Source organism: Actinobacillus genomosp. 1, from assembly GCF_029774175.1.
Lineage (GTDB): Bacteria > Pseudomonadota > Gammaproteobacteria > Enterobacterales > Pasteurellaceae > Actinobacillus.
Genome location: NZ_CP103834.1, coordinates 2,335,269 through 2,357,465 on the forward strand (window position 1 = coordinate 2,335,269; position 22,197 = coordinate 2,357,465).

21 protein-coding genes, 1 pseudogene and 1 other annotated feature are annotated in these 22,197 nt (G+C 42.7%); of the genes and pseudogenes, 15 read left to right on the plus strand and 7 right to left on the minus strand.

Features of this window, described 5'->3' with window-relative positions; genetic code table 11:
- Window positions 1-15: 15 nt before the first annotated feature.
- Complete coding sequence (locus NYR63_RS11100; protein WP_279457559.1) at window positions 16-2,040, plus strand: TonB-dependent siderophore receptor; 2,025 nt, start codon at window positions 16-18, stop codon at window positions 2,038-2,040.
- Window positions 2,041-2,106: 66 nt separating this feature from the next.
- Entirely contained in the window at window positions 2,107-2,424 is a 318-nt protein-coding gene (locus NYR63_RS11105; RefSeq protein ID WP_005616383.1) for a DUF2322 family protein, read from the plus strand.
- Window positions 2,425-2,514: 90 nt separating this feature from the next.
- Here NYR63_RS11105 and NYR63_RS11110 read toward each other — a convergent pair whose 3' ends face one another.
- On the minus strand, window positions 2,515-3,372 hold the full coding sequence (locus NYR63_RS11110; protein ID WP_279457560.1) for a phosphoribosylaminoimidazolesuccinocarboxamide synthase: 858 nt from the start codon (window positions 3,370-3,372) through the stop codon (window positions 2,515-2,517).
- A 189-nt stretch (window positions 3,373-3,561) separates the two neighbouring features.
- Window positions 3,562-3,706, plus strand: a sequence feature (His leader region).
- Between the two features lie 34 nt (window positions 3,707-3,740).
- On the opposite strand from NYR63_RS11110, the gene hisG reads away from it, so the two are divergent.
- The 12 genes and pseudogenes from hisG (at window position 3,741) to map (ending at window position 14,782) form a co-directional block, all read left to right on the plus strand.
- A complete protein-coding gene (gene hisG, locus NYR63_RS11115; RefSeq protein WP_279457561.1) occupies window positions 3,741-4,640 on the plus strand; it encodes an ATP phosphoribosyltransferase in 900 nt (299 codons plus the stop codon).
- A 116-nt stretch (window positions 4,641-4,756) separates the two neighbouring features.
- Window positions 4,757-6,043: a histidinol dehydrogenase gene (hisD, locus tag NYR63_RS11120; RefSeq protein WP_279457562.1), complete on the plus strand. Its 1,287-nt coding sequence runs from the start codon at window positions 4,757-4,759 to the stop codon at window positions 6,041-6,043.
- Window positions 6,044-6,167: 124 nt separating this feature from the next.
- Complete coding sequence (gene hisC, locus NYR63_RS11125) at window positions 6,168-7,220, plus strand: histidinol-phosphate transaminase (RefSeq protein WP_279457563.1); 1,053 nt, start codon at window positions 6,168-6,170, stop codon at window positions 7,218-7,220.
- Window positions 7,221-7,349: 129 nt separating this feature from the next.
- A complete protein-coding gene (gene tnpA, locus NYR63_RS11130; RefSeq protein WP_279457564.1) occupies window positions 7,350-7,805 on the plus strand; it encodes an IS200/IS605 family transposase in 456 nt (151 codons plus the stop codon).
- A gap of 64 nt (window positions 7,806-7,869) precedes the next feature.
- Window positions 7,870-8,952 carry a bifunctional histidinol-phosphatase/imidazoleglycerol-phosphate dehydratase HisB gene (gene hisB / locus NYR63_RS11135; protein ID WP_279457565.1) on the plus strand — a complete coding sequence of 361 codons (1,083 nt, stop codon included), beginning with the start codon at window positions 7,870-7,872 and terminating at the stop codon, window positions 8,950-8,952.
- A 287-nt stretch (window positions 8,953-9,239) separates the two neighbouring features.
- Window positions 9,240-10,055, plus strand: coding sequence for a nucleotide-binding protein (locus NYR63_RS11140; RefSeq protein WP_279457566.1), 816 nt, complete (start codon window positions 9,240-9,242; stop codon window positions 10,053-10,055).
- Between the two features lie 10 nt (window positions 10,056-10,065).
- The gene (hisH, locus tag NYR63_RS11145) at window positions 10,066-10,659 is read left to right on the plus strand and encodes an imidazole glycerol phosphate synthase subunit HisH (protein WP_279457567.1); all 594 of its coding nucleotides are present in this window, start codon (window positions 10,066-10,068) and stop codon (window positions 10,657-10,659) included.
- Between the two features lie 127 nt (window positions 10,660-10,786).
- Window positions 10,787-11,536 carry a 1-(5-phosphoribosyl)-5-[(5-phosphoribosylamino)methylideneamino]imidazole-4-carboxamide isomerase gene (hisA, locus tag NYR63_RS11150; protein WP_279457568.1) on the plus strand — a complete coding sequence of 250 codons (750 nt, stop codon included), beginning with the start codon at window positions 10,787-10,789 and terminating at the stop codon, window positions 11,534-11,536.
- Window positions 11,518-12,291 carry an imidazole glycerol phosphate synthase subunit HisF gene (hisF, locus tag NYR63_RS11155; protein WP_279457569.1) on the plus strand — a complete coding sequence of 258 codons (774 nt, stop codon included), beginning with the start codon at window positions 11,518-11,520 and terminating at the stop codon, window positions 12,289-12,291. Before hisA ends, hisF begins: the two co-directional genes overlap by 19 nt.
- A 139-nt stretch (window positions 12,292-12,430) precedes the next feature.
- Window positions 12,431-13,084, plus strand: a pseudogene (hisIE, locus tag NYR63_RS11160) (bifunctional phosphoribosyl-AMP cyclohydrolase/phosphoribosyl-ATP diphosphatase HisIE); the annotation flags it as partial.
- 120 nt (window positions 13,085-13,204) lie between these two features.
- On the plus strand, window positions 13,205-13,870 hold the full coding sequence (locus NYR63_RS11165; protein WP_279457570.1) for a 7-cyano-7-deazaguanine/7-aminomethyl-7-deazaguanine transporter: 666 nt from the start codon (window positions 13,205-13,207) through the stop codon (window positions 13,868-13,870).
- Between the two features lie 105 nt (window positions 13,871-13,975).
- Window positions 13,976-14,782, plus strand: a complete 807-nt coding sequence (map, locus tag NYR63_RS11170; protein ID WP_275217289.1) for a type I methionyl aminopeptidase — start codon at window positions 13,976-13,978, stop codon at window positions 14,780-14,782.
- Between the two features lie 68 nt (window positions 14,783-14,850).
- Here map and NYR63_RS11175 read toward each other — a convergent pair whose 3' ends face one another.
- The 4 genes from NYR63_RS11175 to NYR63_RS11190 all read right to left on the minus strand — a co-directional run bounded on the left by NYR63_RS11175 (window position 14,851) and on the right by NYR63_RS11190 (window position 18,880).
- Entirely contained in the window at window positions 14,851-15,345 is a 495-nt protein-coding gene (locus NYR63_RS11175; RefSeq protein WP_039709463.1) for a thioredoxin family protein, read from the minus strand.
- A gap of 32 nt (window positions 15,346-15,377) precedes the next feature.
- Window positions 15,378-16,397, minus strand: a complete 1,020-nt coding sequence (locus NYR63_RS11180; protein WP_279457571.1) for a LacI family DNA-binding transcriptional regulator — start codon at window positions 16,395-16,397, stop codon at window positions 15,378-15,380.
- Between the two features lie 69 nt (window positions 16,398-16,466).
- The gene (locus NYR63_RS11185) at window positions 16,467-17,903 is read right to left on the minus strand and encodes a glycoside hydrolase family 32 protein (RefSeq protein ID WP_279457572.1); all 1,437 of its coding nucleotides are present in this window, start codon (window positions 17,901-17,903) and stop codon (window positions 16,467-16,469) included.
- Between the two features lie 53 nt (window positions 17,904-17,956).
- The gene (locus tag NYR63_RS11190; protein ID WP_279457573.1) at window positions 17,957-18,880 is read right to left on the minus strand and encodes an aminoimidazole riboside kinase; all 924 of its coding nucleotides are present in this window, start codon (window positions 18,878-18,880) and stop codon (window positions 17,957-17,959) included.
- A 144-nt stretch (window positions 18,881-19,024) separates the two neighbouring features.
- On the opposite strand from NYR63_RS11190, the gene nirK reads away from it, so the two are divergent.
- On the plus strand, window positions 19,025-20,104 hold the full coding sequence (nirK, locus tag NYR63_RS11195; RefSeq protein ID WP_279457574.1) for a copper-containing nitrite reductase: 1,080 nt from the start codon (window positions 19,025-19,027) through the stop codon (window positions 20,102-20,104).
- A gap of 68 nt (window positions 20,105-20,172) precedes the next feature.
- Here nirK and lolE read toward each other — a convergent pair whose 3' ends face one another.
- Both lolE and lolD read right to left on the minus strand, forming a co-directional pair.
- Window positions 20,173-21,423, minus strand: coding sequence for a lipoprotein-releasing ABC transporter permease subunit LolE (gene lolE / locus NYR63_RS11200; protein ID WP_279457575.1), 1,251 nt, complete (start codon window positions 21,421-21,423; stop codon window positions 20,173-20,175).
- Window positions 21,423-22,103, minus strand: a complete 681-nt coding sequence (gene lolD, locus NYR63_RS11205) for a lipoprotein-releasing ABC transporter ATP-binding protein LolD (protein WP_279457576.1) — start codon at window positions 22,101-22,103, stop codon at window positions 21,423-21,425. Before lolD ends, lolE begins: the two co-directional genes overlap by 1 nt.
- Between the last annotated feature and the right edge of the window lie 94 nt (window positions 22,104-22,197).

Genomic DNA, 22,197 nt, shown 5'->3' on the forward strand with positions numbered 1-22,197 from the left:
TTTAGGGTGAATAAAATGAAAAAAACGTTTTTCTATTCAACAGTCGCTTCGGCAGTTGCCTTAGCTATCTCACCGGTAATCGCGCAAGAAACCGCTGTATTGGATGAGGTGTCGGTGGTCGGCTCTGTTTCTAAAGCAGGTAAGGTGGAATATATGACACCTAAATCGGTTAATGTGATTAATGATGCACAAATTGCAGATGAAAATGCACAAAAAGTGGATCAGGCTTTACGCTATGAAGCAGGTATTGTGACAGAGCCTTATGGTGGAGATAATGATACGGATTGGTTTAAGATTCGTGGTTTTGATGCTTCTATGACGTTAGACGGTACCGCATTAGGGAAAAATGGTTTCTTTGTATGGTTACCAAATACTTACGGTTTAGAAAGTATTGAAGTAGTAAAAGGTGCAGATTCTTTTACTTATGGTGCTGTGGAAACAGGCGGTTTAGTGAATTTAGTCAGTAAACGACCAAGCAAGGAACCTAAAGGCGAAATAAAACTGACGGGCGGTAATAAAGATGAGCGTGGAGTAAGTTTTGATGTGAGCAACCAGTTCGCGGACAATCTACGTTATCGAGTAGTCGGAGATTATAATAAACGCCATGGACAGTTAAATGGAACATGGTTAGAAAGTTATTATTTTGCACCTAGCCTAACTTGGGATATTTCCAATACGGCAGCATTAACGTTATTAGCGAGTGTACAAAAAGATGTCGGAGTGCCGGTTAATCCGTTTTTACCGGCTTACGGGTCATTAATTCCAACTCCAAACGGCACAATTTCGCATGGTGTGAATTTGGGAGAGCCTAGCCAAGATTATACGGATCGTAGCCAATATTCTTTAGGGTATGAGTATACGAATAAATTTTCAGAAGGTTGGCAATTTACTCAGAATTATCGTTTTAGCCGTCTGAATATTGATCAGTACAATACTTTTGCATGGAGTTCCGATCAAGTCGCAAATGCTTCTCGTGGCTATGCTTATACAGTCGGTCATACCAATAATCATACATTTGATAATCGGATCAGTAAGAATTGGAACATAGGTGAATTTGATAACACAACAACAGTTGGCGTAGATTATCAACACTCAGAAACCAAAGGGATCAATGAGGGGTTCGGTCAGACGGTTAATTCCATCAATATGTTCAACCCTATTTATGGACAAACACCTTATAACCCAATAGGGAAATCTTATAATCTCAAAACTATTCAGCTAGGTTTATACGCACAGAATCAATTACGTTATAAAAATTGGTTATGGAATGTGTCTGCTCGCCATGACGATGTACGTGCAAATTCAGAATCAAATGGCGCAATCACCGGTTACAACGTAAGTCATAATAGTTATTCAACCGGTTTAATGTATCAATTTGATAATGGTTTAGCACCTTACGCAAATTATTCGGAATCATTCCGAGCAGTGTCGGGTAATGATGACTATGGACGTGCTTATAAACCATTTGAAGGCAAACAGTACGAAGTCGGTTTTAAATATTTACCAAGTTTTATCAATGGCACATTCTCTTTAGCATGGTTTGATCTTGAGGAGAAGAATACATTGATTGCAGATCCAAGCAATATTTCGGTTCAAGCGGGTAAACAAAAAAGCCATGGCGTAGAACTTCAAGCAAATTTAGGATTTACGGATAACTTATCCGGTCAATTCGCTTATACCTATACAAAAGCAAAAACGGATCTCTCCGTTTCGCAAAGTATCCGTTCGGCACTGATTCCTCGACATGCTTATGCGGCAAAATTAAATTACCGTTTTGCTGATAATGTGCTAAATGGTTTAACTGTTGGTGCAGGTATACGCTATGTAGGCTCAACTACTGATGAACAATACTATAAAGGTTATAAAATAGGTCACTACACACTTGCAGATTTATCGGCTAAATATGAATTTGCGAAAAACTGGGTGGCACAAGTTAATGTGGATAATCTGTTTAATAAGAAATACTTAGCAAGTTGTAGTTTCTATTGTTATTACGGAGAAGGACGTAAAGTTACAGCGAACTTAACCTACAAATTCTAATTTACAAAACCTATCAAAAGAGCTGATAATTTCAGCTCTTTTTTATCATAATCATAAGGAAACAATATGCAATTTAAAGACTATTTAGCAACCTTTTCAGCGGTTGATCATCTTGCCGGTTTAAATGTGCGTAACGCACAAGGGGAAGTGATTCATCATATTCCGGCAGTAGAAGGCAAATTGGGTTCACTTAAACTTTACAACGCCTTAGCGGAAAAATTCGATGGGAAATTAACCGCTTCAGCGGCACAACAAGGTATTGAATGGTTTGCCGAACATGTGGAAGACGCAAAACAAAATGCCGGTAAACACCCGAATATCGACTTATTATTCAAAGTCATTAGCGAAGATTTAGCATTAACGCTCGAGCCTGTCGCAAAGTGATCATCGTGAAGTAATTGATAAACGACAAGCGGTCGGAATTTGCAGAAAATTTGCAGAATCCGACCGCTTGCTTTTAGGGAAAAGCGAGAATTATTTGGTTAATAAATCTAACGCTTCTTGGTATTTCGCCACGGTTTTTTCAATTACGTCCGCCGGTACTTTCGGTGCCGGAGCTTGTTTATTCCAGCCGCTGTTTTCCAACCAGTCACGCACAAATTGTTTGTCGAATGACGGCGGATTTGTGCCTTCTTGATAAGTCTCTACCGACCAAAAACGGCTTGAGTCAGGGGTTAGCACTTCATCCATTAAAGTTAGTGTGCCGTTCTCATCTAAACCGAATTCAAATTTGGTATCGCAAATAATAATGCCTTTAGTGAGTGCATATTCTGCTGCTTCAGTATAAAGTGCAATCGCTGCATCACGCACTTTTGCCGCTAATTCCGCACCGATTTGGCGTTCGCATTCTTCGTATGAAATATTAATATCGTGATCACCCACTTCCGCTTTGCTTGACGGGGTGAAAATCGGTTGTGGTAATTTGCTGGCTTCTACCAAACCTTCCGGTAATTTTAAGCCGCAAATCGTGCCGGTTTGGTTATAGTCTTTTAAACCTGAGCCGGTTAAATAACCGCGCACAATCGATTCGATTTTTACCGGAGTTAAGCGTTTACAAACCACGGCACGGTGCTGAATAGCTTCCGCTTCTTCTTTCGGTAAAACATCAAAAACGGAATCGCCGGTGAAATGATTCGGCATAATGTGTGCTAATTTTTGGAACCAGAAATTAGAAATTTGGGTAAGGATTTCGCCTTTACGAGGAATCGGATCGTCTAAGATCACATCAAATGCGGATAAACGGTCGGTGGCGACCATCAACATACGTTTATCATCAATTTCATAAAGATCACGTACTTTTCCCGAATAGATTTTTTTTAAGCTAATTTGCATGGTTAAAAATTCCTTTAGAATAAAAAATTAAGCAAATTATACTCTTTTACGCAAACGATTGCGAATTTATTCTAACGAGTAAAAAATTTTTAAAAAAACAGCTTGCAATCTATAAATTTTAGGCGTATGTTAAAAAGCAATTCAACAAATTTATATTGAGAAAGCTATTATGAACTTTATCCGTACTCATCATCACCATCATTCAACCTGATATCTTTCGGGCATTTGAGTGTGGTCGGAAGATAGAAAATCTTCCGAGTACGTATAAAGCAAAATCGCATATCGCAGCAAAATACATAACCTCTCGGAAGGCAACTTTCGAGAGGTTTTTTATATCCGAAATTTAAACACAACATGGGAAAGACAAAATGACAACCACAAACCGTTTACGTATCGCTCTGCAGAAGAAAGGGCGTTTAAGCAAAGATTGCAACGAATTACTCAAGCAATGCGGCGTGAAAATTAACTGGAACGAACAACGTTTAATCGCTTATGCGGAAAATATGCCGATTGAAATTTTACGGGTGCGTGATGACGATATCCCGGGCTTGGTTTTTGAAGGCGTGGTGGATCTCGGCATTATCGGTGAAAATGTACTGGAAGAAGAGGAACTCGGTCGTCTTGCTCGAGGCGAAAAAATCGAATATAAAAAATTACGTACCTTGGATTTCGGCGGCTGCCGCTTGTCGTTAGCGATTGATCGTGACCGCACTTATAACGGCGTGCAAGACTTTGTTAATTCACGCATTGCCACCAGCTATCCGAACTTACTCAAACGCTATATGAACGAAAAGGGCGTAGTGTTTAAAAGCACCTTACTTAACGGCTCTGTCGAAGTCGCCCCTTCCGCTGGTTTAGCCGATGCGATTTGCGACTTGGTTTCATCCGGTGCAACGCTTGAAGCGAACGGCTTAAAAGAAGTGGAAGTGATTTATCAATCCAAAGCCTGCTTGATTCAACGTGCCGAACCGCTTTCAGCCGAAAAACAAGCGTTAGTCGATCGGCTACTTACCCGTATTCAAGGCGTACAACAAGCGGCGGAAAGTAAATACATTATGCTGCACGCACCAAAAGATAAACTCAAAGAAATCACCGCACTTTTACCGGGTGTGGAAAATCCAACCATTCTCCCGCTCGCCAATGACTCCGCCCGTGTTGCCATGCACGTGGTTAGCCAAGAAAACTTGTTTTGGGAAACGATGGAACAACTCAAAGCAATGGGCGCAAGCTCGGTGCTAGTACTACCGATTGAGAAGATGTTGGCGTAGAAATCTCCCCCTAACCCCCTCTTTATCAAAGAGGGGGAATAAACGGAGAAAGAAAAGTCTCCCCTCTTTCGTAAAGAGGGGATAGAGGAGATTTAAAAATGAAAATGGAGAACAAAATGCAAACCCTAATTTGGAAAAACTTAACCGAACAACAACGCCAAGCGGCACTTACTCGCCCTGCGATTAGCTCTGCGTTCAATATTCAACAGGCGGTCGATTCTATTCGTGAAAACGTATTGGCAAATGGTGACAAGGCGTTACTTGAGCTTTCTGAAAAATTCGACAAAGTGAAATTAGATAGCCTTGTCGTTTCAAAAGCACAGCTCCAAGCGGCAAGTGATCGTTTATCGGACGAGCTAAAACAAGCGATCCAAAATGCCAAAGCGAATATCGAAAAATTTCATACCGCACAAATTCCACAGCCAGTGGATATAGAAACCCAAGCAGGCGTGCGTTGCCAAGTGGTAACTCGCCCGATTAACCGAGTTGGCTTGTATATTCCGGGCGGTTCTGCACCGCTATTTTCGACTGTATTAATGTTAGCGATTCCGGCAAAAATCGCCGGTTGTAAAAAAGTGGTACTTTGCTCACCTCCGCCGATTGCCGATGCGATTTTATATGCAGCGGATCTCTGTGGCGTAGAAACTATTTACCAAGTGGGAGGCGCACAAGCGATTGTGGCAATGGCGTATGGTACGGAAACGGTGGCGAAAGTGGATAAAATTTTCGGGCCGGGTAATAGCTTTGTAACCGAAGCGAAACGCCAAGTGTCGCAAAGCGTAAACGGTGCAGCGATTGATATGCAGGCAGGCCCTTCGGAAGTGTTAGTGTTGGCGGATGAAAATGCTGATTCTGATTTTGTGGCAAGCGACCTACTTTCCCAAGCGGAACACGGTGCAGATAGCCAAGTGATTTTGGTAACGCCAAGCGAAACCTTGGCAAAACAGACTGCACTTGCTATCGACCGCCAACTTGCAACATTACCGAGAAAAGAGACAGCTTGCAAAGCACTAGAACACAGCCGAATTTTCATCGCTGAAAGCCTTGAACAAGCGGTCGAAATCAGCAATGAATATGCACCGGAACACTTGGTTGTTCAAGTAGAAAACGCCCGCTCTTTGCTCGACCAACTCGATAACGCAGGTTCGATTTTCTTAGGCGCATATTCTCCTGAGAGTATGGGCGATTACGCCAGCGGTACCAACCACGTGCTACCGACCTACGGCTACACCCGTACTACATCAAGTCTAGGCTTGGCGGATTTCAGTAAACGAATGACCGTGCAAGAACTCACGCCGCAAGGTTTCAAAGATTTGGCAAAAACGGTGGAAGTAATGGCAAGTGCGGAACAATTGGAAGCGCATAAACAGGCGGTTTCGATTCGGTTGGCGAAGATTGCCTAGGACGAGCCGTCCTAGGATCGATAATCCCAGCCCCGCTGGGGCTGAAAATTAGAAGATAAAGAGCCACAGAGTGGCTCGGATTAAGTAACCCCATACGGCTCGTATGGGGAGGAAGGAACAAAATATGCAAATCTCACAACTCTCTCGAAAAAATGTGCAAGCTCTAACCCCTTACCAATCAGCACGCCGTTTGGGGGGCAATGGCGATGTGTGGCTGAATGCGAATGAATATCCAACTTCGCCAAGCTTTGATTTACTTAATCGCACTTTTAACCGCTATCCGGAAGCCCAGCCAGCCGCTGTGGTGAATGGTTACGCTCAATACGCAGGTGTAAAACCTGAAAATGTGATCGTTACCCGTGGTGGCGATGAAAGCATTGAGCTGATTATCCGAGCATTCTGCGAGCCGAACGACAGCGTGCTTTACTGCCCACCGACTTACGGAATGTATAGCGTATCGGCGGAAACTTTCGGTGTTGCACTCAAAACCGTGCCTTTAACCGCTGATTTTCAGCTTAATTTAGCTGAAATCGAACGCAATCTTGACGGCGTGAAAGTGGTGTTTGTGTGTAGTCCAAACAACCCGACCGGCACGCTCGTCAAGCGGTCAGATTTGCTCAAACTTTTGCAAATCACCGCAGGGCGAGCGATTGTAGTGGTGGACGAAGCCTATATCGAATTCTGCCCTGAAGCGACAATGGTTAGCGAATTAGCTAACTTCCCACATTTGGCGATTATCCGCACGCTTTCCAAAGCCTTTGCCTTAGCGGGCTTGCGTTGCGGTTTTACCCTTGCTAATGAAGAATTAATCGGTGTTTTGCAAAAAGTAATCGCCCCCTATCCGCTCCCTGTGCCAGTTTCCGACATTGCAGCCCAAGCCTTAACTGAAAAGGGGGTAGCAGAGATGAAACAACGTGTGGCAAATGTGCTAGAAAACCGAGCATGGTTAATCGGACAGCTTAAAACTATCCCAAGTGTGGTAGAAATTTTTGATACCGAAGCTAACTATGTTCTCGTCAAATTCCAAGACGGACAAAAAGTGTTTAAAGCATTGTGGGAAAAGGGCATTATTTTGCGTGATCAACACAAAGCCTTGGGATTGCAGAATTGTATTCGGATCAGTATTGGTACAAGATATGAGTTAGATAGAGTGGTGGAGGGGATTCGCTTAGCTTGAGCCATATAGGTACCACGCACTTACGTACGTGGTTATACATAGTGTCGCTACTCCGTAGCGATCTGGTATGATGCGGAGCATCATCACTATGCGTAACCTAGCACGTGAGTGCTAGGAAAGGGAGGAAATATGAGCTATACCAGAAACCTATACCACATTATTTTTCGTACAAAATATGGCGTACCGAGTATCGTAGAAGAAAATGAAGAATATCTTTATCGCTACATTTGGGGCTTTGTGCAAGAACATCATTCGGTGCTTTATAGAGTGAATGGTATGCCAGATCATATTCATCTTTTGGTGGAACTGCACCCTACGCTTTCCGTAGCGGAATTTGTGCAGAAATTGAAAACCACAACCCATAAATGGATTGATGAAAATAAGCATTTATTTCCTGAATTTTATGCGTGGTCGAGAGGATATTGCTCTTTGACCTATTGCGAACGAGATAAAGCAAAAATCATCAATTACATTAAAAATCAGAAAGAACACCATAAAACGCAAAATTTTGTTGATGAAACCAAATTCTTACTGACCGAAGCAGGTATTGAAATCAACGAAAAATTTTTTGAAAAAGATTTATAGTGATACAGAGTATCGCCACTATGCTTAGCCTAGCACGAGAGTGCTAGGAAACAGGAGAACCAATATGCAACCAACCCTATTCATCGACCGTGACGGCACGTTAATTGACGAGCCGAAAACCGATTTCCAAATTGATAGCTTGGAGAAACTCAAACTGGAACGCAATGTGATTCCTGCGTTACTGAAATTAAAAGATCACTACCGTTTTGTGATGGTCAGCAATCAAGACGGTTTGGGAACGGAGTCGTTTCCACAGGAAAATTTCGATAAACCGCACAATGCGATGTTGGAGATTTTTCGTTCGCAAGGCATTGAATTTGATGCGATTTTGATTTGTCCGCATAAGCCAGAAGATAACTGCGATTGCCGTAAACCGAAGATCAAATTGCTGAAAAAATATATCGACAAAAAATTGTTCGATCCCGATCGCAGTTTTGTGATCGGTGACCGTGCTACCGATGTGCAACTGGCGGAAAATCTCGGCATTCAGGCGTTGCAATATCACCCTGAAAAATTGGATTGGGATCTGATTGTGGAAAAATTATTGCCAAAAACGACCGCTTGTGAACGCTCACCACGCTATTCCGAAGTGGCTCGCACCACCAAAGAAACCGACATCAAAGTGCAAGTGTGGCTAGACGAAACAGGTGTAAACCAAATTAGCACAGGCGTGGGATTTTTCGACCATATGCTCGACCAAATCGCCACCCACGGCGGTTTTAGAATGAACGTGCAATGCAAAGGCGACTTGTGGATTGACGAACACCACACCGTTGAAGACACAGCTCTCGCACTCGGCACGGCATTAAAACAGGCGTTGGGCGACAAACGCGGCATTCAACGCTTCGGCTTTGTGCTACCAATGGACGAATGCAAAGCGGAATGCACAATGGATTTATCGGGTCGCCCATACTTCAAATTTAAAGCGAAATTCAAGCGTGACAAAGTGGGCGATTTCAGCACTGAAATGACCGAACATTTCTTCCAATCGATCGCCTACACCCTAATGGCAACGCTCCACCTGAAAACCAAAGGCGACAACGACCACCACAAAATCGAAAGCCTATTCAAAGTGTTCGGCAGAACCCTAAGACAGTGCATAAAAGTGGAAGGGAATGAATTACCGAGTTCGAAGGGTGTATTGTAAAATAGCACAACATCGCTAGCGCGAGCGTCCCACTCGTGCCATAACATTAACGTGCTAGAGTTCGTACCGGCACAAGCGAGACGCTCGCGCCAACAATAGAGAAAAAGTGCGGTCGGTTTTCAGTACATTTTTGCAAAGTTTTGGGGAAATTTGACCGCTTGCCTAGCACGCGCTGTGCTAGGCTACCTAATCCCAGCCCCGCTGGGGCTGACAACAAAGAGCCTCAGCGCGGCTCGGATTAACGACCCCATACGATTCGTGTGGGGATACTACTTAAGGAATTCTTTATGGATAGTAAATTAAAAATAATTGATTCTCTCTTAGCTGAAGCTAACTCATTTAATTTTACAAATTTTAGTTATACACGACATACGAAATATGGAATTTATGGAGGACCTGATAAATCAGAATGGTTAGTATTCAAAACTAGAGTGCATAACATCATTTTAGATTCATTAGATGGTAATTCCGCAGCAGTTAAATTAGTAAATGAGGCTATCAATACTGAAACTTCGGGATATGGAGAGGAACAATTTTACTTTGTAAAAAATAGATTGGTTTTAGCCTTAGAACAATTAAAAATGGCTTTAGAACAAGATGTTTATGGAGAACTAAAAAAAGATAAAAGTATCGCTAGTTCGCCAGCTTTGTCTAATAAAGTTTTCATTGTGCATGGACACGATGAAACTCTCAAATTAGATGTTGAAAATTTTGTTCATGAAATAGGTTTAGAACCAGTTGTATTACATAGGCAGACGAATGAAGGTCAAACAATTATTGAGAAATTCGAAAAAAACAGCGATGTAGGTTTTGCATTTATTTTATTAACCCCAGACGAAATTAGTTATACGATTGATCAGAAAGATAAAGCCGATAATGATAGAAAAACGGAATTTAGAGCAAGACCAAATGTAATTTTTGAATTTGGATATTTTGTCGGGAAATTAGGACGAGGAAGAGTTTGTTGTCTTTTAAAAGGAAATACTCAGATACCTAGTGACGTTAGTGGTGTGGTATATCATAAAATTGAAAATAACCTTGAAGAAAAAGCCTATGCAATTATTAAAGAATTAAAAGCTGTAGGTTATCAAATAAAAATGTAGAGCAAAAATCATGACCAACCTAATAATCATCAACACAGGCTGTGCAAACCTGTCATCTGTAAAATTTGCATTCGATCGCTTGGGGATTCAGGCGGAGATTAGTCGTGATTTAGACAAAATCAAATCGGCGGATAAGTTGCTATTGCCTGGTGTGGGGACTGCTGTGGCTGCGATGAAGATTTTGCAAGATCGTGATTTGATTGACACGATCCGCAACGCCACTCAGCCAATGCTTGGTATTTGTTTGGGTATGCAGTTAATGACCGAATTTTCAGCTGAAGGCAATGTGGGAACGCTTGGGCTTATGAATGGCAAAACCGAGTTAATCCCCAATACAGGTTTGCCGTTGCCACATATGGGCTGGAACAAGGTTCAGTATCAAGCCGATCACCCATTATTTCACGGCATTGAGCAAAACAGTCATTTCTATTTTGTGCATAGCTATGCGGTGTTGCCGAATGAAAACACTATCGCCACCGCTGATTATGGCGTGCCTTTCTCGGCTGCGATTGCGAGCAAAAACTTCTACGGCGTGCAGTTCCACCCCGAACGTTCAGGCAAAAATGGTGCACAGTTGCTGAAGAATTTTGTGGAGCTTATTTAGTGCCTCATACTGCCGTATGAGGTTACACATAGTGCGGTTGCTCCGCAACCAATTTTGTTTGTCGCAGAGCGACAATACAATTATTAACCTAGCACGGTTAGTGCTAGGCATACAGGAAACAAACACAATGAAAAAATCCATAATTATCCCCGCCCTTGATTTGATTGATGGCAAGGTAGTGCGGTTACATCAGGGCGATTATGCCAAGCAAACCACTTATTCCGACAATCCTATTGAGCAATTCGCCAGCTACCTTGCACAAGGAGCGGAGCAGTTGCATTTGGTGGATTTGACAGGGGCGAAAGATCCTGCGAAAAGACAGACCGCACTTATCGGCAAGATTATTGCGGAGACAAATTGCCAAATCCAAGTGGGCGGTGGTATTCGTACCGAGCAAGATGTGGCGGATTTATTGGCGGTGGGGGCGAATCGTGTGGTGATTGGCTCAACGGCAGTAAAAGATCGGGCAATGGTTAAGGGTTGGTTTGAAAAATATGGTGCGGAAAAATTTGTCTTGGCGTTAGACGTAAACATTGACGCAAGCGGTCAAAAAATTATTGCGATTAGCGGTTGGCAAGAGGCGAGTGGCGTGTCGCTCGAAGAGCTGATCGAAGATTATCAAGCGGTCGGATTGCAGCACGTTTTATGCACCGATATTTCCCGAGACGGCACGCTAGCTGGCTCGAACGTGGATCTTTACCGTGAAATCTGTGTCAAATACCCTGAAATTAATTTCCAATCGTCAGGCGGAATCGGTTCGCTTGACGATATCAAGGCGTTGAAAGGCACAGGCGTAGCGGGCGTAATCGTTGGGCGTGCGTTGTTAGAAGGTAAATTTAATGTGGCGGAGGCAATCGAATGTTGGCAAAACGGATAATCCCTTGTTTGGACGTGCGTGATGGTCAGGTGGTCAAAGGCGTGCAGTTCCGCAACCACGAAATTATTGGCGATATTGTACCGCTTGCGAAACGCTATGCGGAAGAAGGGGCGGACGAGTTAGTGTTTTACGACATTACCGCCTCATCGGACGGTCGCACGGTGGATAAAAGCTGGGTGGAGCGTGTGGCACAAGTGATCGATATTCCGTTTTGTGTGGCGGGTGGAATCAAAACCCTTGAAGATGCAGAAAAATTATTCGCTTTCGGAGCGGATAAAATTTCGATAAATTCGCCCGCACTTGCCGATCCGAATTTGATTACCGCATTGGCGGATCGCTTTGGCGTGCAAGCGGTGGTGGTGGGTATTGATAGTTGGTTTGAAAAAGAAACCGGCAAATATTGGGTTAATCAATATACCGGCGATGAAAAACGTACTCGCCAAACCAACTGGCAACTGCTCGACTGGGTGCAAGAAGTGCAAAAACGTGGAGCAGGCGAAGTCGTGTTAAATATGATGAACCAAGACGGTGTGCGTAATGGCTATGATTTGGTGCAACTGAAAAAAGTGCGTGATGTGTGCAACGTGCCGTTAATCGCTTCAGGCGGTGCAGGCGAAATGGTGCATTTCCGAGATGCGTTTGTAGAGGCGAATGTGGACGGAGCTTTGGCTGCAAGCGTATTCCATAAGCGGATTATTGAGATTGGTGAGTTGAAGGAATATCTTGCGAAAGCAGGTGTGGAGATTCGGAGATGATTGGATTCCTAGCACTAACGTGCTAGGTTAAGCATAGTTCTGTCGCTCTGCGACAGTTTAGGTTGCGGAGCAACCATATTATACGTAACCCCATACGTTAGTATGGGGGACTAGTCATCAAAACTATAAGCAGTCAAATTTTAGGAAAAATATGCAAAACAAAATCAACTGGCAAAAAGTCGATCAATTACTTCCCGTCATTATCCAACATTTCCAAACCAGTGAAGTGTTAATGTTGGGCTATATGAACCAAGAAGCATTAAATAAAACCTTAGCGGAAAAAGTGGTAACTTTCTATTCTCGCACCAAACAACGTTTGTGGACAAAAGGCGAAACCTCGGGGCATTTTTTAAATGTAGTGGATATGAGTTTGGATTGCGATAACGATACCTTATTGATTTTAGTGAATCCAATTGGGCCGACTTGCCATACGGGTGAAGGGAGTTGTTTCCATCAATTCGAGAGCCAGTCTGAAGGCGATTGGACGTGGTTTGCGAAATTGGAACAAGTACTTGCCGAGCGCAAATATGCCGATCCAGAAAGCTCTTATACCGCCAAACTCTATACTAAAGGTGTGAAGAAAATCGCTCAGAAGGTGGGAGAAGAAGGTGTTGAAACCGCATTAGCAGCGGTGTCGCAAGATAAAGAAGAAGTGGTAAGTGAAGCGGCAGATTTAGCCTATCACTTGACCGTATTATTGCATTCGATGAATCTTGAATGGGGCGATGTGATTGCTAAATTAAAAGAGCGTCATCAGGGCATCGGGCTTCATCCGGAAGGTTCAAATAAATAATACAAGCGGTTGGATTTTGTAAAAAATTTGCAAAATTTGACCGCTTGCGTATAATTCGCCCCTCAAAATTGGTTGCCGAGTTCCCTTACCTCGGCTTTTTTATTTTTAAAAAGGAACAATATGAACTTTCAAATTGATTTTTCAGACGCACAAAAGCGTCGTTCTCTAGTTTTACTTTCCCTTTTCCATATCTTTATTATCGCTATCAGTAACTATTTGGTGCAGATTACTTTTGAGGTAAAGATTCCGTTTAGCGATACTGTGATTCCGACCACTTGGGGGACTTTTACTTTCCCGTTTGTGTTTTTGGCGACAGATTTAACCGTACGTGTATTTGGAGCAAGCCTTGCCCGCAAAATTATTTTCGTCGGAATGTTGCCGGCATTGCTGATTAGTTATGTGATTTCAGTGCTGTTTTTCGAGACACAATTCCAAGGCTTTAATGCGTTAAACGAATTTAATCTGTTTGTGTTCCGTATCGCTTTAGCCAGTTTCTGTGCTTATGTAGTCGGGCAGTTATTGGATATTGTGGTGTTTAACCGCTTACGTCAGGGCAAAACTTGGTGGCTTGCGCCGATGTGTTCGACCATTTTCGGCACCTTGATTGATACCTTCGCTTTCTTTGCGGTGGCGTTTTATAAAAGCGATGATGCTTATATGGCGGAACATTGGTTCACCATTGGTACAGTGGACTATGCGTTTAAGCTGTTTGTCAGCTTATTGCTGTTTTTACCGTTGTACGGTGTGTTACTCAATTATTTAGTCAAAAAATTTAAACTGAAATAGTCGTTTGGGGATTATGCTGAAAAAAGGTATAATCCCCTTACTTTTTTCTGCGTATTTGCAAGAAAATTGAGAATTTAACCGCTTGAATTAAGAAGAGAGAACAGCATGAGCAAGATTCCATTAAGAACCGAAGAAGAGATTGAGAAATTACGTGTCGCTTGTAAATTAGCCTCTGACGTATTAGTAATGATTGAGCCGTATGTGAAAGAAGGCGTAAGCACCGCAGAATTAGACCGTATTTGTCATGAATATATCGTAAACGAACAGCAGGCGATTCCGGCGTGTTTAAACTATCATGGCTTCCCGAATGCGACTTGTATTTCATTAAACGAAGTGGTGTGCCACGGTATTCCGAGTGCGGATCGTAAATTGAAAAAAGGCGATATTCTAAATATTGACGTAACGGTGATTAAAGACGGTTACTACGGCGACAACTCAAAAATGTATGTGGTTGGCGAGCCGAGCATTCGAGATAAACGTTTAATTGACGTAACGTTAGAATCGCTTTATATCGGTTTACGTACGGTAAAACCGGGCATTCGTTTAAAAGAAATCGGTAAAACCATTCAGCAATATGTTGAGAAGCAAGGTTTCTCGGTGGTGCGTGAATACTGCGGTCACGGTATCGGTACCGAATTCCATTGCGATCCGCAAGTGCTTCACTATAACTCGGATGACGGTGGAGTGGTGTTACAAGAAGGTATGGTGTTTACCATTGAGCCGATGGTGAATGCGGGTAAAAAAGAAATCCGTAATATGCCTGACGGTTGGACGGTGAAAACCAAAGACCGTAGCCATTCAGCACAGTTTGAACATCAAATTGTGGTAACCAAAGAAGGCTGTGAAGTGATGACGATTCGTGATGAAGAAATTGCCGAAGGCAGAATTTCTCGCATTATGAAAAACGTTTAATCGTGATAAATAAAAAATCCACCGTTATAAGCGGTGGATTTTTTTATGTTTTTTGCAATGAGATGTAACTAGGCTTTAGTCAGGATTTCTAACAGTTCGGCTTCCACTTGTTTGCCGAATTTACCCATACGGAAATCCGCTTTCAATTCATCAAATTTTTCCGGTTCCGCTTCCATTTTCTGTTTTAAGAATTGCGGAAATTCACATAAAACCAGTTCGGTTTTGCCGTTACGAATATCAAAGATACTTGGAATTTTCTGTGCGGAAATGACCGCTTGTTGTTGCTCGTCACTGTCAAAATGTTTGCGCTCTTTGTTATCTTTACGGGCAACGTATTTTACGTTGATATTCGGATTGAGTTTGGTCATACGTTGGAAATAAGCGACAATTTCCACACAGTCCGGGCAATAAGGCTCCGCCATCACCAGCCAGTCGCCCTGTACGCCGACGGCTTTGAGTTTTTCTTCGGTTTCCGTTTCAAGTTTGACATCAACATAAACTTCAAGCTGATTTTCACGGTCTTCGTCACTACTAAATTCTAAATATTCATAAAAATGTGCCATAGGTTATCCTTTTAAAATTAACGGTATCGGTTTTAGTGTCGCCAAATAATTTCGCAATCTACTTTGGCATTGTTAATCGTTTTACGCTGCAGTTTTTCTCGCATTAATTGGAAAGTTCTTAATGCAATTTGATCGTGATCTTGCGCAATCGAGTGAATATGAAAAGGGAGTGCGTCAAGTAAATGATGATCGTCAAAGGTGGCTAAATGTAATTCTTGATTCATCAATTTCGCCATTTGTTTATGTTCGGTTAAATAGCGCAATACGCCTTCCAAAATGGTATAAGAAGCGGTAAACACCGCTTCCGGTAAACGTCCTAAACGCTCAACCACTTCGGCAAACATTGCATAGCCCGATTCCGGTTGGTAATCTTTATGTAAAATCCAATCGCTTTTTACCGCTAAATGCGATTGCTCCAAGCCTTCGTAAAAGCCTTCCAAACGAGAAGCACTCGGCGAAAGCGAAAGTTGTCCGCCTAAATAGAAAAATTCTTTCGGTTGATAGGCTCTTACGATATTTTCCACCAATTTCGCTACGCTGGGCGTGTCGTCGCTGATAATGTAATTCAGCTCCAAATTCGGAATATGGCGGTCGATATGCAAGACCGGCGTATGCCTAATGATTTTCTTATAATAATTCGGGTCTTGATGTGTCGGAGCGGTAATCAGTAAATCTACTTGGCGATCAAGCAAGCGATCGATGACCAATTTTTCTTGTTGAGGATTATCGTCGGAACAAGCGATAACAAGCTGTAAACCGTTTTCTCGGCACAGTTTCTCAAGATTACGGGCAGTGGAAGCAAAGCCGTAGTTGGTCAAATCGGGAATTACCAAACCGATTACGTTAGAACGCTGCGCTTGTAACGCTTTCGCATAGATATTCGCACGATAACCGTATTGTTCGGCGATCGCTTGAACTTTTTGGCGCGTTTCAAGTTTGATGCGGAAATCATCACTTCTACCGTTGAGAATCATACTGGCAGTAGTTTTAGATACGCCGCTGAGCATTGCAATATCATTGAGCGTTAAACGTTTTTTAGATTTAGATTCCACAATTTTCTCCTAAAAGACGGCTTCTCAGTTTGAAGCCGAATAGCGCAAGTTTACTTGCGCTTATTGTTATTATTCGTCTTGAATTTGAATCGGCTGAACTTGAGCGATTTGAGCGGTCAGCGGACGAGAAGTTTCTAACAGATTAACTCGATTTGCAATAAAGAATCGTGATGTCATTACTTTTTCGCCATTGTTGATGAAAATTTCCACCACCGAACGGTCAAAGAAAATCTCTAGATTATCGAGTTTCTTAACTTCGCAATGACGCTGGCTACCGAATTTTTCCATTAACTCGGTTTGTTCCGTCTCACTACGATCTAAGGTTAATAAGCCGTTTTCATAGCGTAGGCTCAATGTTTGTCCTTTATCATTGCTAAAGAAGTTCAATACAAGCGGTTGATTTTCGACAGAAATTTGCAAATAAGCCGTATCCAGATTATCGATTGTAATTTTTCGGTTAATTTTGACCGCTTGTTTTGCGACTAATTTAACGATTGGCGTTTGCTGAATTTTACCGTTTACTACTTTTATTTGGCGTGGCAGACTTAAGGTTGAATGCCATTTATATTTATCGGTCGGATAAGTTAAATCCGGTAAGCCGACCCAACCGAATACGATGCGATCCGTATTTTGTACCGACTGCGGTGCATAGAAATCAAAACCGTAATCCAGTTCTTCAATATGCTCGGCGGTTAAGTTATTGCCGTCTAATTTGCCTAGCGCATAGGTCGCGTGATAATTGTTTTGGAACTGATGCGCTTCACGCAGTTTACCTTGTGGCGACCAAACAAACACATTTTTACCGCCAAGTTGGAACAGATCCGGACATTCCCACATAAACACATTACTGTTATCAAAGTCTTTTACCGCTAATTCGGAAATTAAACGAGGCGTGCTATCGAGATCGTCCATTTCATACACTAAGCAAGTTCCGGTTAGGTTCTCACGTTGTGCGCCAAGCACAAAGCGAATTTTACCCTCTGCGGTAATAAACGGTTTAGGATCTCGAACGTGCTCGCTATAGCCGGTTGGAGCTTGGTCGATAATGCAACGTTTTTCTAATAATTTGCCCGATTTATCAAAAATCGCAATGTTTTGGTGCGGAACACGTTGGTTATCGCTCGCACGGCGAGTATTGCCGGTGTAAAACGCCACGATTTTGTCTTGCCACATAATCGCACCGCCCGAATAGCAACCGTGTGATTCGAACATTTCATCCGGGATCAAGCGGTCGGATTTTTCAAAAGTTTGGAAATCACGGGTAATAAAATGTTCCCAATGTTTCATACCGTGTATGGCATCATAAGGGAACCATTGCGCGAAGATATGATATTTCTCACCGTCAAAAATTAAGCCGTTCGGATCGTTAAATAAACCGGTTTGCGGGGCTAAATGGTAGGTCGGATAGAAATCCTTATCGGAAAGTACGGTTTGGCGGATTGTGGCTAATTCGTCTTGCTCTGCGGCGTGTAGGCTTTTGTATTTGCCGTTATTGAAAATCTGCATAGTATAAAATCCTAAATTGCAAAAAAGCGGTGAAATTTCACCGCTTGTTATGATTATTGCGCTAAAAACGCTTCTAGTTCGGCTTTATTCGGTAATGCCGACATCGCACCTTTTGCTGTCGTTGCTAAAGCGCCTGAAGCGTTCGCTTTGCGAATAACATCCACCAATACGCTTTCGTCTTTCCAATTTTCAACTTGTGATAAACCGGCAAGTAAGCCGCTGACGAACGCATCGCCGGCACCGGTGGTATCAACCGGTTTTAACGCTTTACCGGCAACTACTTGGCTATTACCGTTTAAGTGATAAATCGCACCGTCTTTACCTAACGTGATAATGATTAATTTCTCCGGATATTGCGCAGTAATCACTTGAGTTGCTTGTTCAAGCGTAGTGGTATCGGTTAATAGCGTTAATTCTTCTTCAGAGAATTTGAGTACGTCCGCCATCGCTACCACGCGATTGACCACTTGTTTCATTTCATCAAGACTTGCCCAAAGCGATTCACGTAAATTCGGATCAAATGAGAAGAAACCGCCAGCTTCTTTTACTCGGCGAATCGCTTCAATTGTGGTTGAGCGAGAAGGATCATTGATAAGCGCAATCGAGCAACAATGTAGGAAATCGCCTTTTTGGAAAGTCGGTAAATCGCCCACTTCAAGGAATTGATCCGCACTCGGGTTTACCATAAAGGTAAAACTGCGTTCACCGTCGTCTAAACCGACGATAACGGTGGAAGTACGTTGTTTCGGATCGAGAATCATATGTTCGGTCGAAACCTTTTCCGCATTAAGTGTTTGCTGCATAAATTTGCCAAGCGGATCTAAACCGACTCGACCGATAAAGCCGGCTTCAACGCCTAAACGTGAAACTCCCACTGCAACGTTTGCCGGCGCACCGCCCGCACATTTTAAATAATGATTTTCACCGTCCGGAATTAAATCAACAACGGCATCGCCGGTTACCCAAATTTTGCCCATAATCGTATTCTCTTATCTAGTCAAAAATAGTTAATTTATCTTAGCTAAAACGGTTTAGTTTTGCAAAAGCTATTTCAAATCCTACCGCCTGTGACAGTTAGCCATTATAATTCAAATAAAGGTTTCACACACGAGGAATTACCGATGAAAAAGTCCCTTATTACTCTCTGTTTTGCAGCATTTTTAGCTGGCGTTCCGCTAATGGCAGAACAGCCAAACGTAGAAAATCTTGATTTAATTCCGGTTGCAAATTTACCGACGGTGGAGGCGGAATTAACCGTTGCACCGAATGTACCTAAGCCGTTAGCACGTAATACGCCGGCAAAAGTCGTGGTAAAACTAGAAACTTTAGAAAAAGTGATGGAAATCGAAAAAGGCGTGAAGTTTAAATATTGGACGTTTAACGGCTCAACACCGGCACCTTTTATTCGAGTGCGTGAGGGCGATATGGTGGAAGTACAAGTTTCCAATCCGGCAAACGGTAAAATGGCGCATGCGGTTGATTTCCATTCTGCCGCCGCACCGGACGGTGGTGCAAAAGCAAGTTTAACTGAAATCGGTAAACAAACCACATTTGCCTTTCGGGCGATGTCACCAGGATTATATTTATACCATTGCGGTGCTGATCCGGTTTCGGTGCATTTGGGCAAAGGGATGTTCGGTTTAATGCTGGTGGAGCCGAAAGAGGGCTTACCGAAAGTTGATAAAGAATTTTATTTAATGCAAAACGAATTTTATGTGAAAGACGGTGCAAATCCCGAGCTGAAAATTTTCGATATGGGCAAAGCCAGCTATGAATTACCCGATTATGTGGTGTTTAACGGTAAAGTCGGTTCGACCACCGGCGAAAATGCTTTAAAAGCGAAAGTCGGCGAGAAAGTCCGTTTGTTTGTCGGTAATGCCGGACCAAATAAAATTTCTTCATTCCATTTAATCGGTAAGCCGTTTGATACGGTCTATGTTGAAGGCGGTTCGCTTAAAAACCATCACGTACAAACGACATTGATTCCGGCAGGCGGTGTTACTGTGGTTGAAATGGAAATGAAAGTACCGGGCGAATATACCTTTATAGATCACAGTATTTTTAGAACCGATAAAGGGGCAAAAGGCAAGTTAATTGTTGAAGGCGAGGAAAATCCGGAAATTTATACCGGTAAAACCAAAGAACAAAAATACGATAAAGTTAATCCGGATGCGGATATTGATGCCGGTTACGTGCATTAATGACAGTTAAATAAAAAACTCAGCCGTCGAGCTGAGTTTTTTTATCTGCATTTGAAAATAGCCGAAGATTAATGACCGCTTAACACTTTTGCCGGTTCTAATTTTGCCGCTCGGGTTGCCGGATAGAGGCTGGCGAATAGACTTAACACAATGGTGGCGATTAACACATAAGCGACATCTTGCCAATGTAATTCACTTGGTAGGAAATCTACGAAGTAAACACCGTCCGATAACAATTTGATCCCGAAAAATCCTTCAATCGCTTTAATCATTGCGGTTAAATTTAACGAAAGTATCACGCCGAGTATAATCCCTGCCAACGCTCCTTTCATACCGGACAATAAACCGTACCACAGAAAAATACGTTTGATAAAACTATTATTCGCACCAAGTGTGCGCATAATCGCAATATCACCTTGCTTATCTTTTACTGCCATAATCAGCGTAGAAATAATATTAAAACACGCCACGCCGATCACTAATACCATTGCAATATACATCACGGTGCGAACCAGCTGAATATCGTTATACATATAGCCGAATTTTTCAATCCAAGTGTTGAGGTACAGCGGTTGATTAAAGTTGGCGAGTTCCGGCATTTGCAGTTCTTGTACTTTGAATGGTTCTTTTAATGCCAGCTCAATGCCCGAATATTCATTCGGTTGATATTCCAATAACTCTTGGGCTTTTTCAATCGGCAATAACGCATAGCTATGATCCAGTTGCCCTTCCAATTTTAGTACGCCGGTTACCGGTAAGCTGAAACGTAACGGTTGAGCCAATTTACCGTCCTCGGTTGGCTGCGGCAATAATAGCGTGACTTCATCGCCGGCGGCGACTTCCAAATCTTTAGCAATACCGGCACCAAGAATTAAACCGCCTTGTTGATGGAACGCTTGCCATTGTTCACTCGGAATATAATGGCTAAGTGAACTGACTTTATCTTGCTTAACCGGATCAACGCCTCGAACTTGGGCGATTTTTAGTTGTGTACCGTTTTCAATCAAGCCGGTAAAGCTGACAAAAGGCGAAGAAGCGGTCACATTCGGATTACTATTTGCAAGATTTTCCAGTTTTTTACCCGCTTGTATCGGGGCATTTTCATTACCATGGTAGGAATACAGTTCAGCGTGCGGAACAACGGAAAGCACCCGCTGATTTAGTTCCCGCTCGAAACCGTTCATCGCACTTAAGCCGATAATTAACACCGCTACACCAAGTGCAATCCCAATACTGGAAAATAGTGAGATCAACGAAACCAGCCGACTTTTTTGTTTGCCTCGTTGATAACGCCAGCTAATAAAAAAAGGGGTATTCATTAATCCGCCTCACTTAATACGCCGTCTCGCATCACAAAGCGGCGAGCTAATTTATTTGCCAGATTTAAGTCGTGAGTAACCAACAAAAACGCAATATTTTGTTCGGTATTCAGTTGTTTGAGCAGATCAAAAATACTTTCGGTGGTTTTTTGGTCGAGGTTACCGGTCGGCTCATCGGCTAACACGAGTGACGGATGATTAACTAATGCACGGGCAATCGCGACACGTTGGCGTTCACCACCGGAAAGTGCTGAGGGACGATGGGTAATTCGGTGCGATAATCCGACCGCTTGTAGCATTTTTTCGGCTCGATCGCGTGCTTCACTTTTATTTTGATTACCGATTAGCATTGGCATCATCACATTTTCAAGCGCAGTAAAATCCGCCATTAAGTGATGGAATTGGTAAACGAAACCGAGATTTTGGTTACGCAGTTGCGCCAGTTTATTCGCACTTAATTTTTGTAGCGATTGTTGTTTGATCCAAACTTCGCCGGAACTCGGTTGATCTAAACCGCCAAGCGTATGTAATAGGGTGCTTTTGCCTGAACCGGATGAGCCGACAATCGCGACTAATTCACCGCTATTCATCGAAAATGAAACGTCTTTGAGGACTTGCACCTTTTGGTTGCCCTCATCATAAAATTTGCTGATATTTTCACAGCGTAATAATTCGGTCATATTGCTTTTATCTTCATTTAAGTGGAAATATTTAGAACTACGGAACACACTGAATACACAGGAATTTTTTCCGTACTATCCGAGTATTCCGTGG